This window comes from Pararoseomonas sp. SCSIO 73927 (assembly GCF_037040815.1).
Lineage (GTDB): Bacteria > Pseudomonadota > Alphaproteobacteria > Acetobacterales > Acetobacteraceae > Roseomonas.
Map to the genome: position 1 here is coordinate 3,495,988 of NZ_CP146232.1, position 17,248 is coordinate 3,513,235.

Below are 17,248 nucleotides of genomic sequence, written 5' to 3' on the forward strand. Positions count from 1 at the left end.
TCAGGTCCTCTTGATGGCGGCGCGGACGGAGTCGAGCAGCCGGTCCATGGAGAGCTGGAAGTCCGCGCCGTTGGCATAGCCGTCGGCCTCGCCCAGGCGCTCCATGAAGCGCTGCCAGGTCGGGGTCTGCATCCCCTGGCGGAAGCGGTCGTGCAGGTAGGTGACCATCTCGTCCGCCATGCCGGCGGGGCCGACCCAGCCCTTCATGTTGTCCGCCACGATGTCGTAGCCGAGTTCCCGCAGCGTGGGCACGTCCGGATAGGCCTTGGCCCGCGCCTCGGAGGCGACGGCGAGCGCCTTCAGCGCGCCGGAGCTCACCTGGTCGCCCAGCTCGTCGGTCGCGTTGATGTTCAGCTGCGTCAGCCCCTGGATCAGCGCCTGCAGGGCCGGTCCGCCGCCATTGTAGGGCACGTGCAGGAACTCCACGCCCACCGCGCGCTCCAGCAGGATGAAAATGGAGTGCGACAGCGTGCCGATGCCGGCCGAGCCGTGCGCCACCTCGCCCGGCTTCGCCTTGGCCGCCGCCATGGCCGCCGCGAAATCGGCGTAGGTCGGATTTGCCCCGCCCTTGCAGGACAGCACGTGCCCGTTCCGCGTCAGCCGGATCACCGCACGGAAGGACTTCTTCGGGTCGTAGGGCACGTCGCGGAAGGCGGGGAGGGAGGTGCTCTCGCTGCCGCCATGCATCACCAGCGTGTGCCCGTCCGGCGCCGCGCGCGCCACGAACTCCGCCCCCAGCGCCCCGCCCGCGCCGGGGCGGTTCACCACCACCATCGGCACGGGGATGATGCCGGAGCACGCCTCGGCGATGGTGCGGGCGATGATGTCGCTGCCCCCGCCCGGCGCGTAGCCGACGATGAGCTGGATCGGCCGGCTGGGCTGCCAGGCGCCGATCTGCTGCGCATAGGCCGGGGCGGCGAGCGCCGCGCCCGCTGCCCCAAGCAAACTCCGGCGGTTGATCCGCTCCATCTTGTGCCTCCTCCTGGTCGTCCTGTGCGTGTCAGTCGTCGCTGAGCGCGTATTCCGCGCCCGAGCGCGCGCAGATGTCGCGGACGTGCCTCTCCAGCGTCGGCGGCACGGGGATGCCGTCCTGCAGGCGCCGCTCGCGCTCATGCGCCTCCGGGTCGCCGCCCACCAGCACGGGCTTCGCGGGATCGGCGGGCGGCGTGGTGCGCAGCACGTCGATCATCGCGTCCATGTCGTCCTCGAACCCGCCCTCCGGCCGGAAGGCGCGAGGGTCGATCGCCAGGAAAAAGTGGCCCACATCGTCCGGGTCGCCCGGCTTGCGCTGGGGGTTGCGGATCGGCCCGAATGCCGCGCCCGTCAGCGTGCCGGAGAGGACCTGCACCATCACGCCCAGGCCGTAGCCCTTGTGCCCGCCCGTCACCTCCGCCCCGCCCAGCGGCGTTACGCCGCCACCCGGCTCCTTGAAGATGATCTCCATGGCGCGGGCGGAATCGGTGATGGGGTTCCCCGCCTCGTCCACCACCCATCCCTCCGGGATCGGCTTCCCGTTCAGGTCGTAGACCTTCACCTTGTTCGCCGCGACGGTGGTGGAGGAGATGTCCAGCACGAAGGGCCGGTTCCGCAGCGCCGGCGCCGCGAAGGCGATGGGGTTCGCGCCCAGCAGCGGCAGCGTGCCGCGCGTGGGCACCATCAGCACCGTGCGCGCGGAGGAGGTGATCATGCCGATCACCCCCGCATCCGTCGCGATGCGCGCATAGTGCCCGGCCGCGCCGAAATGGTGGGAGTTGCGCACGCCCACCGCGCCGATCCCGGCCGCCTTCGCCTTCTCCACTGCCAGCCGCATCGCGAAATCGGCGTTGGGGTGGCCGAGATTGGCGCCGCCATCCACCAGCGCCGTCGCCGCCGCGTCCAGCAGCACCTTCGGCCGCGCGGCGAGGTCGAGCTGCCCGGCGTTGCGGAAGGTCTCGTACATCATCAGCATCGACAGCCCGTGGCTGTCGATGCCCATGAGGTCCGTCTCCACCATCGCTTCCGCGGTGGTGGCGGCCATGTCCTCCGCCATGCCCCAGGCATGGAGGACGTTGAGGATCTGGCGCCGGACCCGCTCGGCCGGAACCAGCCTCACTTGGAGACGGCCACGCCCTTGCCGGCCAGCGTCTCCTCGACCCAGCCGCGAACCCAGCCGCCGCCCCGGATGGCCGCGGTGGTCTCCCCCTCCTTCGCCGCGTGCTTCTCGGCCGCGTCCAGCACCGCCGCCGCCTCGGCGCGGGGGATCACCACCACCCCGTCCTCGTCCGCCGCGATCAGGTCGCCCGGCATCACCACCTGCCCGCCGCAGGCCACGGGGTAGCCGATCTCGCCCGGCCCGTCCTTGTAGGGGCCGGCCGGCGTCGCGCCCCGCGCCCAGACCCCGATGTCCATCTTGCGAATGCCGTCCAGGTCGCGCACCGCGCCGTCGATCACCAGGGCGCCAACGCCGCGCTTTTCCGCGTGGCCGATCATCAGGTCGCCCGCGAGGGCGATGTTCAGGTCCCCAGCCCCGTCGCAGACGATCACCTCGCCCGGCCGCGCCAGGTCGATCGCCCGGTGCAGGAACAGGTTGTCGCCCGGCCGCGCCTTCACCGTCAGCGCCGCGCCCACGATGGTCCGGCGCCCGCCATAGGCGAGGAAGCCGCCGCGCATTGCCTGCAGCCGGTTCATCACGTCGCCGATATTCGCCACCGGCAGCTTCGCCGCGCGCGCGATCAGCGCGGCGTCGGCCTCGGGGCGAGACTCCGCGATCCGTAGCCCGATGGTCATGCGGTACGCACTCCTGCAGCGCCGGCCCCGCCGGCGGGAATGGGGGAGAGAACGCGCCCTCGTGATGCGGGGTAGGCGTGCAAGTCGGGCGTTTCTCTCCGGGCCGTCTTGGCGGCGGCGCGGAGGATCGGCACGATCGCCCGGCTTGGCAAGCCGCCATCCCGAGAAGATGGACGGCCGAGGAGAACGTCCGTGACGCAGCCCATCCTGACGCGCCGCCGCCTCGGCGCCGCGGCCGCCCTCGCCGGCCTTTCCGCCGCGCGCCCCGCCCGCGCCGCCTGGCCGGAGCGCCCGGTCACCCTCATCGTGGCCTTTCCCGCCGGGGGCGGCACGGACGTGGCCGCGCGCACCCTGGCCCGCTTCATGGAGAAGCAGCTCGGCCAATCCATCGTGGTGCTGAACCGCGGCGGCGCGGGCGGGGAAATCGGCTGGTCCGAGATGGCCCGCGCCGCGCCGGACGGCTACACGATCGGCTTCATCAACACGCCCAACATCGTCAGCATCCCGATCGAGCGGCAGGCGCGCTACAAGCTGGAGGACTTCGCGCCGGTCGCCAACGTGGTCGACGATCCCGGCGCCTTCCTCGTGCCCCCCAACAGCCCCTTCCGGACGCTGAGCGACCTCGTCGCCTTCGCGAAGGGGAAGCCGGACGAGGTGACCTATGCCACCACCGGCATCGGCTCGGACGATCACCTCGCCGCCCTGGCCTTCGCGCGCCAGGCCGGCATCAGCCTCACCCACGTGCCCTTCGCCGGCGCGGCGCCCGTGCGCAACGCCCTCATCGGCCGGCAGGTCGCCATGGCCAGCATGAACATCGGCGAGGGCATCACCGACATGCGCCAGGGCCAACTCCGCTGCCTCGGCCAGATGGGCGAGGCGCGCTGGGCGGAGGCCCAGGACACCCCGACCTTCCGCGAGCAGGGCTTCGACGTGGTCCAGGGCTCGATGCGCGGCCTGGCCGCCCCGGCCGGCGTGCCTGGCGCCGTCCTCACCCGCATCGCCGAGGCCGCGAAGGCCGCGATGGAGGACCCGGAGTTCCGCCAGATCGCCTCGCAGCAGGCCCTGCCGCTGCGGTTCCTGGGGCCTGAGGAGTACCGCGCCTCCCTGCTCACCCTGCGCGGACAGTTGACGGATCTCTGGAAGGCCCATCCCTGGAAGGAGTAGGGCAGGGAACCGCCGGGGGAGGCGGTCCTCCCCCGGCGGATCCCCCGCGCGCTTCTCAGTCCACCCACTCGCCGTCGCGCATCACGGGCGTGCGGTTCCCGGCGGTGTCCAGCCCGTCCACCTCCACCTCCGGCGAGCCGATCATCCAGTCCACGTGGATCAGGCTGCGGTTGGCCCCGCGCCGCACCAGCTCCTCCTCGGAGAAGGTGTCCACGAAGCACTTGGAGTAGGCCTGGCCGAGCGCGATGTGGCTCGCCGCGTTCTCGTCGAACAGCGTGTTCAGGAACAGGATGCCGCTGCGCGAGATGGGGTTGGAGGAGGGCACCAGCGCCACCTCGCCCAGCATCCGCGCGCCCGAATCGGTGGAGATCATCTGCTCCAGCACCGCCTGCCCGCGCGTGGCTTTCGCCTCCACGATCGCGCCCGCCTCGAAACGCACCTGGATGCCCTCGATCAGCGTGCCCTGGTGCGAGAGCGGCTTGGTGGCGGAAACGGTGCCCCGCGTCATCGCCCGGTGGGGGGTGGTGAAGACCTCCTCCGTCGGGATGTTCGGGTTGCCGTAGATCCCGTTCTTCGCGCGGCTGGCCCCGCCCATCCAGGCATGGCCCTCCGCCAGTCCCACGATCAGGTCCGTGCCCGGGCCGCGGAAGTGCAGGGCGTGGAAGCGCTGCTCGTTCAACCGGTCCTGCCGCGCCTTCAGCTTCGCATTGTGGACGGCCCAGGCAGCGATGGGGTCCGGCGCGTCCACGCGGGTGGTGGCGTAGATCGCGTCCCAGAGCTGCCGCACCGCGTCCTCCGGCGTCGCGTCCGGGAAGACAGCGCGCGCCCAGGCCGGGTGGGCGAAGGGGACCAGCGTCCAGTTGATGTGGCTGTCCACGATCAGGTCCAGCGCCGGGCGATAGGCGATGGACTGCGCCCGGTTGGCCCGCGCCACCTTCGCCGGGTCCTGGCCGGAGAGAAGGGCCGGATCGGCGCCCACGATGGCCAGCCGGGCCGCGCCGCCCCGGAAGGCGGCCGCCATGCCCTCGAAGAGCCAGGGGGCGGAGACGTCGAAGCTCTCGTCCCGCGCGTGCTGGTAGCGCAGCAGGGCGGACCGCTCGTCGGAGAAGATCGTCGTCACCAGCGTGGCGCCGGCCTTGTAGGCGTGCTCGGTGATCAGCCGGGCCAGCGGCAGCGCCTCCACCGGCGCCGTCATCACCAGCTCCTGCCCCGGCACGAGCCCGAGGCCAACATGCACGGCCAACTCCGCCAGCCTGTCCATGCGGGTGTCGGCGGTGGTGGGGGAGGGGGAAAAGTCCATCGAACGAAAACTCCTGTCCCGGCCAAGATCGAGACCGGGGCAGGGATGGACAAGGGGGCTCCAGCCCTCTCGCGAGCCCGACCGGCGCGGGACCGCCCCGATCCCCGGCCTGCCGACGCTCGGCCGATCACGGACGGGCCGGGTTGGCGGCCGCGCCATCCTGTCCGCAAATCTTACGCCGCGACCGGCGAGGCCGTTCAGGGATCGGCCAAGCCGCTGGATTCGCGGTGTAAACTATCCTGGCATGTTGATTGCTGAACCGGCACTCATGGCACGCGAGGGCATCCCATGTCGGGCATGAAGGCGTCACTTCTGGCACTGGGTGTTTGCGGTGCCCTCCTCGTCGGGGCGAACTCCGTCGCGCGCGCCGCGCCGATCGCGGTTGCCGGGACCGAAGGCCTCTCGGTGATCGTGACCAGCACCGACCCCGTGATCGCGACCTACGAGGGCACGAGCGCCGACTACACGAGCCAGCTCCACCTCGTGACGAACAACTCGGGCGTCATCTTCAACAACCAGACCAGCCCGCTCGGGAGCAGCTTCAACCTCGGCTCCTTCGCGATCGGCACGGAGCTGGTCTTCCGGCTCGCGACGCTGACGACGGGGGAGGATTTCTACTCCGGCTCGGGGAGCAGCAATCCCGACGGAAGCGCCCATGCGAGGGTTCAGGCGGATTACGCGCCCGGCCGCACGCTCGTCAGCTTCGAGGACCTTCTCTACGGCGCGTACAACTTCAACGACCTGAGCTTCACCCTGACCAGCACGACCGCCATGCCAGCCGTTGGCTCCGCGGAGTCCCGCTACACCGGCCAGGCCGGCTTAGCCACTTACTTTGGGGGGGCAGCCTCTCTGAGACTGAACTCCGGCCCGGTCTTGGCGGTGCCGGAACCGGCTGCCGCCGCGCTGTTCGGCATCGGCCTCCTGGGCCTGCTGGTCCTGGGATGGCGCAGGGCGGCCTGAGCCGCCGTTCTCGGCCCGGAAACGCGCCCGGTCACTGCACCCGGGGACCCGGGGCAGGAAAGGCGCCACGTTCCGCCGGCTCAGTCCCGCCGCACGTTCAGCGGCACCGTCATGCCCCGCCGCTCCACCTTCAGCCCCCTGCGATAGGCGCTGTCGAGGAAGTACTGCCCCAGCGGGACGAAGGGCACGTCCTGGAAGAACCGTGCCTGAACCGCCCGGCCCACGCGCTTCTGCGCCTCCAGGTCCGGGGCCTCCAGCCACTCCTCCCGCAGCGCCTCCAGCCCCGGGCTGCTCGGCCAGCCGAACCAGGCGTCCCCTCCGTTCCCGCGCAGCAGCGGATGGCCGCCGGGGTTGGTCAGGTCCTCGCCCCCGAAGGCGACGTAGACGGCGTTCCACCCGCCCTGCGCCGGCGGCTCTTTCTTCGCCCGCCGGGCCAGCATCGTGCCCCAGTCCGTGGTCGCCACCTCCACGTCCAGGCCCATGCGCGTCATCGCGTCCGCGCAGATCAGCGTGCCCGCATTGTTGTTCACCTGATCGCCGGGGTTGAGGACCACCACCTTCGCCCCGAGCTTGCCCGCGGCCTGCAGCGCCGCCTGCGCCGCGGCCAGGTCCCTCGGTCCCGTCACGGCGGAGAGTCCTTCCTCCGAGGCCAGGACGGAACCCGGCGGGAAAGGGCCCATCCCGTCCCGGAACCGGCTGCGGTCATCGCCCATGATGCCGGACATCACGTCGGTCTGGCTGATCGCCATCAGCAGGGCGCGGCGCACGGCCGGGTCGTCGAAAGGCGGGTGCAGGTGGTTGGGGCGCAGCATGGCCACCGTGCCCTGCGTCTCCACCCGGTCCACCACCACGTCGCGCCGGCGGGCGAGCAGCGGGCGCAGGTCCGGCGCCATCCGCTCCCACCAGTCCACCTCGCCCGCCTGCAGCGCGGCGCCGATGGTGGAGGGATCGCCGATCATCCGCCACTCCAGCCGCTCGAACCCCGCGATCTTCGGGCCGGAGGTGACCGCCACCGGCCCGCCCGGCGCGGGCGAGTAGCGGTCGTAGCGCCGGTACACAGCCAGGGATCCCGCGCGCCGCTCCTCCGCCACGAAGCGGTAGGGGCCGGAGCCGACGATCTCCGTCAGCGGCGCCGTGGCGGGCAGGTTCGCGAAGCGCTCCGGCATGATGAAGCAGGGATAGGAGGAGGACTTGCCCAGCGCCTCCAGCATCACGCCGAAGGGGCGGCGCAGGCGGATGGCGAAGCGCCTGTCGTCCAGCGGCTCGATGGAGTCCAGCCGCCCCGCCAGGGTCTGCCCGTGCGTGTCCCTGGTCATCCAGCGGCGGATGGAGGCCACGGCATCGGCGGCGCGGATCCGCTCCCCGTCGTGGAAGGTCGGGCCCTCCCGCAGGGTGAAGGTCCAGCGCTTCCCGTCATCCTCCACCGCGTGCCCTTCCGCGAGCTGCCGCTGCGGCCGGAAGGCATCGTCCAGCCCGTAGAGCGTGTCCCAGCACAGGTGCGCGTGGTTCCGCACGGCGTAGGAGGTGGTGGCGAGCGGATCGAGGCTCGTCACGTCCGCCTGCGGCACGAAGCGCAGCACGTGCGCCGCATCCCCCTGCGCGATGGCCGGGGCACCCCGGAGGAGGGGCGCGGTGGCGGCGGTGCCCAGCAGGGCGCGGCGAGCGATCATCGGGCGGTTCTCCATCCCTGGCGCCGCATCCTTGGCGCCGCGCAGCCTCGCATGGCGGCGCCCCTGCCTTCCAGCGGGGGCGCCGCCGGGCGGATCACGCCTCCAGCGTCGCGTCCAGGCTGATCTCCGCCTTCAGCACCTTGGAGACCGGGCAGTTGGCCTTCGCCTTCGCCGCCAGCTCCTGAAAGGTGGCGTCGTCCGTGCCGGGAACCTTCGCCGTCAGGGAGAGGTGAATCTTGGAGATCTCCCAGCCCTCACCCACCTTGTCGAAGGTGACATCCGCCTTCGTCTCCATCCGCTCCGCCGTCAGCCCCGCGCCGCCCAGCACGGCGGAGAGCGCCATGGTGAAGCAGCCGGCATGAGCCGCGCCGATCAGCTCCTCGGGGTTGGTGCCCTTCACCCCCTCGAAGCGCATGGCGTAGCCGTAGGGGTGCGCGTTCATCGCCCCGCTCTCGGTGGAGATGGTGCCGCGGCCGTCCTTGAACCCGCCCTGCCAGCTGGCGGAAGCGCTTCTCTTCATCGTTCTCGTCCCGTCATCGGGGGGCCTGGATCAGCCCCGCGGCGGCTAACTTAGAATGGCCACGGGAAACCGCTACGGCGTGGATATCCGCGCCGCGCTGCCCGCCGATTCCGCGGATCTTTCGGTTCTGCTCGGCGGCACGCCCCGGGCCATGGCGCTGCGGCTCGAGGCCCTCTCGCGCGATCCCGGCTCGGCCGTGCTCGTCGCCACCGGCTGGAACGGCGCGGCCATCGGGGTGATCGCCCTGCACTGGCACCCGGCGCTGACGGCCGATCGTCCCGTCGCGCGCATCTCCGCCCTGGCGGTGGCGGAGGAGGAGCGGCGAAACGGCATCGGCCGCCTGCTCATCAAGGCCGGATCCCAGGCCGCCCGCACCGCCGGCTGCGACCTGCTGGAGGCCGCGCCGGAAGGAGAGGGGGCGGCGGCGGCCTTCCTCGGCGCGCTCGGCTTCGTCCCGGCGGGGCTCAACCTTGCGCGGCCGCTCCGCAAGCGTGCCCAGGAAATGCCCTAGTTCCGCCCCGCATCGCATCCCTTCATCGGGCGTTCTTGCCGAACCTGACGGGAGACCCACCCGATGCGCTACGCCCTGATCCCTGCGGCGGCTCTTCTTATCGGCCTCGCCGCACCCGCCTCCGCCGCCCCAGGCTTCGCGACGGGGAACGTGAACCTGCGCGCCGGCCCTGGCACCACCTATCCGAAGGTGGTGGTGGTTCCCACCGGCGCCGGCGTGGAGATCTTCGGCTGCCTGCAGGGCTACAGCTGGTGCGATGTCGGCTTCGGCGGCGTGCGCGGCTGGGTCTCCTCCAACTACCTGCAGTACACCTACGAGGCACGCCGCGTGCCCCTGCCGCGCTACGCCCCGCAGAGCGGCGTGCCGATCGTCACCTTCAGCTTCGGCGACTACTGGCGGGACAACTACCGCGACCGCTCCTGGTACACGGAGCGCGACCGCTGGGGCGGCCCGCCGCCGCGCGCCGCCTACGCCCCGCCGCCGCCCGGCCCGGGCTGGCGCCCCGGCCCACCTCCCGGCCCCGACTGGCGGGAGCGCGAGGACTTCCGGCGTGAGCGCCGCGAGGCCCGTGAGGACTGGCGGGACCAGCGACGCGAGGCCCGGCAGGACATGGAGCGCGAACGGCGGGAGGACAGGCAGGAAAGGCAGGACTGGCGGGAGAACCGCCGCGAGGAGGTCCGGGATCGCCGCGAGGATCGTCAGGAGCGCCGGGACGAGCGAAGGGACGACCGGCCGGGCCGACCGGACTGACGGGAAGGGGGCTTCGGCCCCCCATCCACGTTGCTGCGGGCCTCAGCGCAGCAGCGGCCCGACCATCAGCACCACGGCGAAGCCGCCCACCACTGCCGCGCCGAGCCGCGGCACCAGCCCCTGCCGCCCCGCCGCGCCGGCCGCATGGCCCAGCGCGGCCCCGACCCCGATCCATCCCAGCGCCACGGAGACGAGCAGCGCCAGGAAGGCCAGGAAATAGGCCGGCCAGCCCGGCGCGCCGAAAGGGATGACGCCGAGGGCGAAGACCAGCGCCTTCGGGTTCAGCAGCGTCGTCACGAAGACCTGGCGCGGCGCGACGGGCGCCACGGAGGGATCCACCGCCCCCCGCTGCCAGAGCCGCACGGCCAGCCAGGCGAGGTAAGCGCCCACCGCCAGCCTCAGCCCCAGTGCCACGGCCGGCACCTCGGCGATCAGCGGCCCCAGCAGCAGGCCCACCAGCAGGATGGAGATCGAGTAGCCCGCCGCCTCCGCCGGGACGAGCGGCAGCGCGCGGCGGAACCCCACCGTGCCGCCGCCCGTGGCCAGCAGCGTGTTCGTGGGGCCGGGGGTGCCGAGGATGAGCAGCACGGTCAGGGCGAAGAGGGTCGGGTCGTGCATGGGGGCTCCGCGAGAGGCCGTCGCGCCCTCCTAACCCCTCTCCGCCACGCAGGCCAGGAGGACCCGCCCTTCACCGGAACGGTCCCGCACCCCATATACACCGCGTGTCCCGCCGCCACGAGAGGCGCGCCGCCCGCCAGGAGCGCCAAGGCGCGCCGCCGGCGGAGGTGCCGCCCTGTCCCCTGTGCCTGCGCCCCATCCCGCCCGGCGCCCGCGCCAGCCGCCACCACCTGGTGCCCCGGCTGAAGGGCGGCACGCACCAGGGCACGGTGCTGCTGCACCACATCTGCCATCAGGCGGTCCACGCCCGCTTCACCGAGGCGGAGCTCGCTCGGGACCTTGCCGACCCCGCCGCCCTGCGCGCGGAGCCGCGCATGGCCGGCTTCCTGTCCTGGGTGGCGGGCAAGCCGCCGGAGTTCCACGCGCCCACCCGCGCCGCGCGGGACCGCACGCCGAAGTGGCGCTGATCCGGTGCCCGGCCGCCGTGTTGCCGGCGGGTTGCCGGCGTCTTGCCAGCGTGTTGGCAGATCCGCCCGGCGTTACCAGCTTCGCGCCGAACCCCTTCCGGAGAGACCCATGACGCTGCGCCGCGCACTCCTCCCCGCCCTCGGACTGCTGCTCGCCGCCGCGTCCGGCCCGGCCGCCGCACAGGCCCCGGCGGCGCCTGCCGCCACCCAGGCGCCGGCGGCGCCCGCCGCCACCCTTGCGCCGGACGCGGTGCAGGAGGAGCGGGCCCAGTCCAGCATCGTCCTGACACTTCCCCAGCCCGGAGGCGGCGAGGCGCGGTCCTACACGGTGGAGGACATCTCCATCTCCCTTTCCCGTGCCGGCGATCCGCGCGGCGATGCCGGCGGGGCGGATATCGGCATCTCCCTCATCGGGCTGCGCCCCCTGGACGCAGCCCTGCTGGAATGGCTGCGGCAGGACGAGGCGGGCGCGGCCTCCTACGGCGAGCTGGCCATCAACGTCAGCACGCCCCAGGCCTCCGGCCCGGCCGCCACCACGCGCTACGGGGTGGAAGGGGGCAGGGTGCTCGCCTTCTCCATCAGCCATTCCGGTACGCCGGGCGCGAGCCAGATGGTGCTGCAGCTCACCGCCCGCCGGCTCATCATGAACGGCGTTCCCCTGAACTGAGCGCGTCCAGGGGCCGGCTTCACCCTTGAATCCGGCCCGGCGCCGCGGGCGCGCCGCGGCCCATGCCCCGGCCGCGCTCGACGCCCTGGGGCCGAGCCGATAGAACCGCCCCAACCCCCGCCCGTTCCACCGGAAGATCGCCCATGCCCGCCTACCAGTACGTCTACGTCATGAAGGATCTCACCAAGTCCTACCCGGGCGGCCGCGAGGTCTTCAAGGGAATCACCCTCTCCTTCCTGCCCACCGTGAAGATCGGCGTGCTCGGCCCCAACGGCGCCGGCAAGTCCACGCTGATGCGGATCATGGCGGGCCAGGACAAGGAGTTCGGCGGCGAGGCCTGGGCGGCCGAGGGCGTGCGCGTCGGCTATCTCTCCCAGGAGCCGCACCTCGATCCCACCAAGACCGTGGGCGAGAATGTGCGGGACGCCTTCGGCACCCTCATGGCCGACCTCGAGCGCTTCAACGAGATCTCCATGAAGTTCGCCGAGGAGATGTCCGAGGACGAGATGAACACCCTGCTGACCGAGCAGGCCGAGCTGCAGGAGCGGATCGACGCCGCCAACGGCTGGGAAATCGACCGCACGGTGGATATCGCGCTGGACGCCCTGCGCTGCCCACCCGCCGAGAGCGCCGTGACCCACCTCTCGGGCGGTGAGCGTCGCCGCGTGGCGCTCTGCAAGCTCCTTCTGGAGAAGCCCGACCTGCTGCTGCTGGACGAGCCGACGAACCACCTGGACGCCGAGAGCGTGTCCTGGCTGGAGAAGACGCTGCGCGACTACGAGGGCGCGGTGCTGATCGTCACCCACGACCGCTACTTCCTGGACAACGTGACGAACTGGATCCTCGAGGTCGATCGCGGCCGGGGCATCCCCTACGAGGGCAACTACTCCGCCTACCTCGCCGCCAAGCGCAAGCGCCTGGCCCAGGAGGAGAAGGAGGAGAGCACCCGCCAGCGCCAGCTGGCCGAGGAGCAGGAGTGGATCGGCCGCAGCCCCGCCGCCCGCCAGTCCAAGAGCAAGGCGCGCATCCAGGCCTACGAGGAGCTCCTGCAGAAGAGCCTCGACAAGGCCCCGGACCCCACCGAGATCCAGATCCCGCCCGCCCCGCGCCTGGGGAACATCGTCATCACCGCGGAGAATATCCGCAAGGCGTTCGGCAACCGCCTGCTGATCGACGACCTGTCCTTCAAGCTGCCGCCGGGCGGCATCGTCGGCGTCATCGGCCCGAACGGCGCCGGCAAGACCACGCTGTTCAAGATGATCACGAAGCGCGAGGAGCCGGACAGCGGCACCATGACGGTCGGCGACAGCGTCCAGCTCGGCTACGTGGACCAGAGCCGCGACACGCTGAACGACAAGAAGACCGTCTGGCAGGAGATCTCGGACGGGCAGGAGCTGATCACCATGGGCAAGCGGCAGGTGCCCTCGCGCGCCTACGCCGCCGCCTTCAACTTCAAGGGCGGCGACCAGCAGAAGCCCGTCGGCGTCCTCTCGGGCGGTGAGCGCAACCGCGTCCACCTCGCGAAGATGCTGAAGAACCCGCACAACGTCCTGCTGCTGGACGAGCCGACGAACGACCTGGACGTCGACACGCTCCGCGCGCTGGAGGAGGCGCTGCAGGATTTCGCGGGCTGCGCGGTGATCATCTCGCACGACCGCTGGTTTCTGGACCGCCTGGCCACCCACATCCTCGCCTTCGAGGGCGACAGCCACGTGGAGTGGTTCGAGGGCAACTACCAAGCCTATGAGGCGGACAAGAAGCGACGCATGGGCGCCGCGGCGGACGAGCCGCACCGGATCAAGTACCGTCCCCTGACCCGGTAAGAGGCAGGATGCAACCTGCGGCGAGGCTCCTCCTCTCCCGCGTTGTCCGCACACCGCGGCTCACGCTGCTTCCGGTCGGGAAGGAGAACCTTCCCGACCTCATCCGCCTGAAAGGCGACGACGAGGCCTTCGGCCTTATGCTTCATGGCACCCGCACGCCCGAGCGCGCGCGGGAGGAGCTGGAGGACGACATCGCCTTCTGGGAGGTGCGGGGCTACGGCACCTGGGCCGTCCACCGCACGGAGGATGGCGAGTTCCTCGGCATCACCGGGCTGATGGAGCGGCCTGACGGCCGCGGAATCGCCCTGCGCTACGCGCTGTGGCCGCACTGCCGCGGCAAGGGCTACGCGCGGGAGGCGGCGAGGGCCGCGCTGGAGTTCGGCCACGCCGCCGGGCTGCGCCGGATTATCGGCATCGCGCGGGAGAGCAATCTCTCATCCCGCGCGGTGATGGAGGATATCGGCATGGCCGAGGCCGGCGGGTTCCAGCACCAGGGGAACCCGATGATCGTGTTCGAGAGCCTCAGCGCCGCCTGATCCAGAGGGTGACGAACATGACCGCGATCATGATCGTCACCCCGACGCGGTTCTCGGCAATCCATTGCAGGGCGCGCTCGATGGGCATGGCCCGCTGTAGCGGCGCGCGGCCACCCCGTGCAACCGTTGATCCCGCCCCGCCGCCGCCGCATCCTCGCCACGCCAGCGAAGGACCCGCGCCATGCCGACCCTCCCCGAGATCGACGCCCTGCACGAGGAGATGACGGCGTGGCGCCGCGACTTCCACGCCCATCCCGAGATCGGCTACGAGGAGGTCCGCACCTCCGGCATCGTGGCGGAGAAGCTGGAATCCTGGGGCATCGAGGTCCATCGCGGCCTTGGGAGGACAGGCGTGGTCGGCGTGCTGCGCGGCAACCGCCCGGGCAACCGCGCCATCGGCCTGCGCGCCGACATGGACGCCCTGCCCATGCCGGAGCTGAACAGCTTCGCCCACCGCAGCACCAACCCCGCCGCCATGCACGCCTGCGGGCATGACGGCCACACCACCATGCTGCTCGGCGCCGCGAAGCACCTGGCCGCCAAGCGGGATTTCCCGGGCACCGTCCACTTCATCTTCCAGCCCGCCGAGGAAGGGCTGACCGGCGCCCTCTCCATGGTGAAGGACGGCCTCTTCACTCGCTTCCCCTGCGACACGGTCTACGGCCTGCACAACCACCCCAGCATGCCGCTGGGCACCGTCGCCGTCCGCCCCGGCACGGTGCTGGCCGCGGTGGACTACTTCGTGATCCGCCTGATCGGCCGCAGCAGCCACGGCGCGGAGCCGCAGAACGGTCTCGATCCGCTGCCCTGCGCGGTGCAGATCTACAACGCCCTCCAGACCCTCGTCTCCCGCCGCACCTCCCCGCACGACACGGCGGTGGTGAGCGTCGGCCAATTCCACGCCGGCACCTCCGATATCGTGCTGCCGCAGGCGGTTGAGATGCGCGGCACCATCCGCACCCTCCTCCCGGAGACGCATGACCGCTTGGCCACGCTGTTCCGCGAGATCGTGGAGAACACCGCCAAGGCCCATGGTGTCCGGCTGGAGCTGGAGCACAACTACTCCTACCCGCCCACCATCAACACGCCCGCCCAGGCCGCGCTGGCGGCGGAGGCCGTGGCCGACGTGGTCGGGGCGGAGCGCATCAAGGCGGACCTGCCCTCCCTCACCGCCGGAGAGGACTTCGCCTACATGCTGCACGAGGCGCCGGGCGCCTTCATCCTGATGGGCCAGGCCGGGGCCGACGAGCACACGAGCACCCCGGTCCATAACGGCCGCTACGACTTCAACGACGACCTGCTGCCGATCGGAGCCAGCACGCTGGTGCGGCTGGTGCAGCGGGAACTGGCGGAGAGCTAGTTCTTCGCCTCCGGCCTGTGGCCGGGAAGAGGAAGAAGGAATTCTTCCTCTTCCCGCACCTCTCACCATCATCTTCATCTGGTAGTTGGTTTTGCCCGGCTGCCGGTGCGCCTCGGGTCCAAGACCCGAGGCGACTGTAAGGGCAGAATCAGCCCCGTCGAGCAGAGACCCAATCTCAGGGCCGCGCGGCGGCAGCTGGAAGGGGATGCAAGGGCCTCAGGCCCTTGGATCGGGACAAACGCTTCGCGGTTGCCAAGGAGGCAGGGGGCGGAGCCCCCTGGGGCCGATCAGCCCCCTTCGCGGGAGGAGAGCTGCGATACCTGCTGGCGCATCGCGTCCAGCAGGGCGGAGACGCGGCCACCGTTGCGCCCGATGACGGAGGCGTACTCGCTGCGCGTGGTCAGGCGCAGGGAGGTGCCCTCGGCGATCAGGTCCACGATCCGGGGCTGCCCGCCCACCTCGCTCACGCGCCAGTCCAGGGAGACGGGGCCGCCATTGGGCCGCTCCACGATGGTGTTCACCAGCGCGTCGTCCTCCGTCCGCTGCTGGCTGCGGCCGAGGGAGAAGCGCACCCCCTGGTACTCGCCGAAGCGGGCGGAGAGGTTGCGGATCAGCACCTCCTCGAACAGCCGCATGTACTGGGCCTGCTCGTCCGGGGTCGCCTGGCGCAGGTAGCGCCCGAGGATGAAGCGGCCGACCCCCTCCACGTCCACCGCGCGGCGCAGCACCGCCGCCACCTGCTCCCGCCGCTGCGCCACGGCGCCGCGACCGTTGATGGCGGCCACGAGCTCCTGGCCCGTGGACTGGATGAAGGCGGCCGCGCGGGCCGTGTCCACCGGCTGGGCAAAGGCGGGAAAGGCCCGCGCCGCCACCAGGGCGGCGCCGGCGGCGAGGAGGGTGCGTCGTGCGATCATCTCGTCCGGGATCTCGTTCTGCTGTGCGGCACCGGCCGGCCCTTCAGGGCCGCCCGTCCGCAGGTGGTGCGCTGGCGTCGCCGCCTCAACGCCCCCTGAACGCGAGCGGGCGGGTTCCGTTCCGTGCGACCCGCCGCCCGCTGCGCGGCTCAGCCCGGCGTGGCTCCGCGCTCAGGGCTGCGGCGAACGGGGCGTGGTGTCCGGCAGCCCGGTACCAAGCCCCTGCGGCGCGGCGGGGGTGGCGGCCGGGGTATTGGCGATCTCCCGCGCCCGCTGCTGGCGATAGGCGCTGCGCAGCGTGGCGTAGGGATCCAGGCTGGTGCGCTGGACGTCGTCCAGCGGGTCCAGCAGGGATTCGCGGGTGCTCACCACCGTCACGCCCGCGCGGACGCCGTTGGCGATGTCCATGGCGTCCGGGTGGCCGAAGGTGAGCCAGGTGAGGGGATCGGCGGCGATCCCGGCCGCGAAGCCCAGCAGGTCGCGCGGGTTGCTCGGGCCGAGGAGAGGGATGAAGAGGTAGGGTCCTTCCTCGATTCCCGCCACGGCGAAGGTCTGGCCGAAATCCTCCGTGTGCGGCGGCAGGCCGAATTCCCGGGCCACGTCGATGAAGCCGCCGACCCCGAGGGTGGAGTTCAGCAGGAAGCGCCCCAGCGTCTCCCCGAAGCGCTGCGTCTCGCCCTGCAGCGCGTCGTTCATCGCCACCACGGGGCTGCGCAGGTTGCTCAGGAAATTGGAGATGCCGGTGCGGACGGGCTGGGGCAGCACGGCGCGGTAGCCGATCGCCACCGGGCGCAGCACGACCGTGTCGATCGCCTGGTGCACGTCGTACATCGCGCGGTTGAAGGGCTCGATCGGGTCGTTGGTGGCCCGGAACTCCTCCACCGCCTCCCGGTCATCCGCCGGGGGGCGCGTGGCGCAGCCGGACAGGGCGGCGCCGGTCAGAACGAGGGCGAGGGCGGCCGGTGCCAGGCGGGGCAGGATGAAGGGGCGCATGATTCCAGGGCTCGGTTCAGCCTCCACTTAGCACCCGCGGCAGGGCGAGTGAACTGCCCGGTTCAGTATGGCGGTTCTGCTGTACGCACCGTCGCGTGATCGGCTGTTCGCGCCCTGCGCAGCGGGTAGCGGCGATCTCCTGGTCTGCCGCGGCCATCGCGCATCGCCGCTGCCGGCCGTCCGCGTTAGAGGGCGTCCGGGGAGGAGCTTTCCCGCGCGGAAGCGGCGG

Annotated in this window: 18 protein-coding genes; 9 read left to right on the forward strand and 9 right to left on the reverse strand. The window is 71.8% G+C overall.

Annotated features, from left to right (window positions below; genetic code table 11):
• The 3 genes from VQH23_RS16440 to VQH23_RS16450 are packed head-to-tail and all read right to left on the reverse strand — an operon-like array spanning position 1 to position 2,766.
• A complete protein-coding gene (locus VQH23_RS16440; protein WP_338661810.1) occupies positions 1-969 on the reverse strand; it encodes a tripartite tricarboxylate transporter substrate binding protein in 969 nt (322 codons plus the stop codon).
• 31 nt (positions 970-1,000) lie between these two features.
• Positions 1,001-2,092: an Ldh family oxidoreductase gene (locus VQH23_RS16445; protein WP_338661811.1), complete on the reverse strand. Its 1,092-nt coding sequence runs from the start codon at positions 2,090-2,092 to the stop codon at positions 1,001-1,003.
• Positions 2,089-2,766, reverse strand: coding sequence for an RraA family protein (locus VQH23_RS16450; protein ID WP_338661812.1), 678 nt, complete (start codon positions 2,764-2,766; stop codon positions 2,089-2,091). Before VQH23_RS16450 ends, VQH23_RS16445 begins: the two co-directional genes overlap by 4 nt.
• Positions 2,767-2,958: 192 nt before the next feature.
• On the opposite strand from VQH23_RS16450, the gene VQH23_RS16455 reads away from it, so the two are divergent.
• Complete coding sequence (locus VQH23_RS16455; RefSeq protein ID WP_338661813.1) at positions 2,959-3,930, forward strand: tripartite tricarboxylate transporter substrate binding protein; 972 nt, start codon at positions 2,959-2,961, stop codon at positions 3,928-3,930.
• 55 nt (positions 3,931-3,985) lie between these two features.
• Here VQH23_RS16455 and VQH23_RS16460 read toward each other — a convergent pair whose 3' ends face one another.
• Positions 3,986-5,230, reverse strand: coding sequence for an aminopeptidase (locus VQH23_RS16460; protein ID WP_338661814.1), 1,245 nt, complete (start codon positions 5,228-5,230; stop codon positions 3,986-3,988).
• Positions 5,231-5,527: 297 nt separating this feature from the next.
• On the opposite strand from VQH23_RS16460, the gene VQH23_RS16465 reads away from it, so the two are divergent.
• Positions 5,528-6,190, forward strand: a complete 663-nt coding sequence (locus tag VQH23_RS16465) for a PEP-CTERM sorting domain-containing protein (protein WP_338661815.1) — start codon at positions 5,528-5,530, stop codon at positions 6,188-6,190.
• Between the two features lie 80 nt (positions 6,191-6,270).
• Here VQH23_RS16465 and VQH23_RS16470 read toward each other — a convergent pair whose 3' ends face one another.
• Both VQH23_RS16470 and VQH23_RS16475 read right to left on the reverse strand, forming a co-directional pair.
• Entirely contained in the window at positions 6,271-7,860 is a 1,590-nt protein-coding gene (locus VQH23_RS16470; protein ID WP_338661816.1) for an ABC transporter substrate-binding protein, read from the reverse strand.
• A gap of 94 nt (positions 7,861-7,954) precedes the next feature.
• Positions 7,955-8,380 (reverse strand): OsmC family protein, encoded by a 426-nt coding sequence (locus tag VQH23_RS16475; RefSeq protein WP_338661817.1) that lies wholly within the window; start codon positions 8,378-8,380, stop codon positions 7,955-7,957.
• Positions 8,381-8,435: 55 nt separating this feature from the next.
• Between VQH23_RS16475 and VQH23_RS16480 the strand changes: the two genes are divergently transcribed.
• Positions 8,436-8,891 (forward strand): GNAT family N-acetyltransferase, encoded by a 456-nt coding sequence (locus tag VQH23_RS16480; protein ID WP_338661818.1) that lies wholly within the window; start codon positions 8,436-8,438, stop codon positions 8,889-8,891.
• A 63-nt stretch (positions 8,892-8,954) separates the two neighbouring features.
• Positions 8,955-9,641 carry an SH3 domain-containing protein gene (locus VQH23_RS16485; RefSeq protein ID WP_338661819.1) on the forward strand — a complete coding sequence of 229 codons (687 nt, stop codon included), beginning with the start codon at positions 8,955-8,957 and terminating at the stop codon, positions 9,639-9,641.
• Positions 9,642-9,683: 42 nt separating this feature from the next.
• Here the strand turns inward: VQH23_RS16485 and VQH23_RS16490 are convergent, their stop codons facing one another.
• Positions 9,684-10,259 (reverse strand): LysE family transporter, encoded by a 576-nt coding sequence (locus tag VQH23_RS16490; RefSeq protein WP_338661820.1) that lies wholly within the window; start codon positions 10,257-10,259, stop codon positions 9,684-9,686.
• A gap of 104 nt (positions 10,260-10,363) precedes the next feature.
• On the opposite strand from VQH23_RS16490, the gene VQH23_RS16495 reads away from it, so the two are divergent.
• The 5 genes from VQH23_RS16495 (at position 10,364) to VQH23_RS16515 (ending at position 15,112) form a co-directional block, all read left to right on the forward strand.
• Positions 10,364-10,726, forward strand: coding sequence for a restriction endonuclease (locus tag VQH23_RS16495; RefSeq protein ID WP_338661821.1), 363 nt, complete (start codon positions 10,364-10,366; stop codon positions 10,724-10,726).
• 109 nt (positions 10,727-10,835) lie between these two features.
• A complete protein-coding gene (locus VQH23_RS16500) occupies positions 10,836-11,393 on the forward strand; it encodes a hypothetical protein (RefSeq protein ID WP_338661822.1) in 558 nt (185 codons plus the stop codon).
• Between the two features lie 143 nt (positions 11,394-11,536).
• Positions 11,537-13,216, forward strand: a complete 1,680-nt coding sequence (gene ettA / locus VQH23_RS16505) for an energy-dependent translational throttle protein EttA (RefSeq protein WP_338661823.1) — start codon at positions 11,537-11,539, stop codon at positions 13,214-13,216.
• 8 nt (positions 13,217-13,224) lie between these two features.
• Entirely contained in the window at positions 13,225-13,752 is a 528-nt protein-coding gene (locus tag VQH23_RS16510) for a GNAT family N-acetyltransferase (protein ID WP_338661824.1), read from the forward strand.
• Between the two features lie 181 nt (positions 13,753-13,933).
• Entirely contained in the window at positions 13,934-15,112 is a 1,179-nt protein-coding gene (locus VQH23_RS16515; RefSeq protein WP_338661825.1) for a M20 aminoacylase family protein, read from the forward strand.
• 287 nt (positions 15,113-15,399) lie between these two features.
• On the opposite strand, the gene VQH23_RS16520 is transcribed toward VQH23_RS16515, so the two are convergent.
• Both VQH23_RS16520 and VQH23_RS16525 read right to left on the reverse strand, forming a co-directional pair.
• The gene (locus tag VQH23_RS16520; RefSeq protein ID WP_338661826.1) at positions 15,400-16,026 is read right to left on the reverse strand and encodes an ABC transporter substrate-binding protein; all 627 of its coding nucleotides are present in this window, start codon (positions 16,024-16,026) and stop codon (positions 15,400-15,402) included.
• A gap of 171 nt (positions 16,027-16,197) precedes the next feature.
• Positions 16,198-17,019, reverse strand: a complete 822-nt coding sequence (locus VQH23_RS16525; RefSeq protein WP_338661827.1) for a VacJ family lipoprotein — start codon at positions 17,017-17,019, stop codon at positions 16,198-16,200.
• Positions 17,020-17,248: the final 229 nt, after the last annotated feature.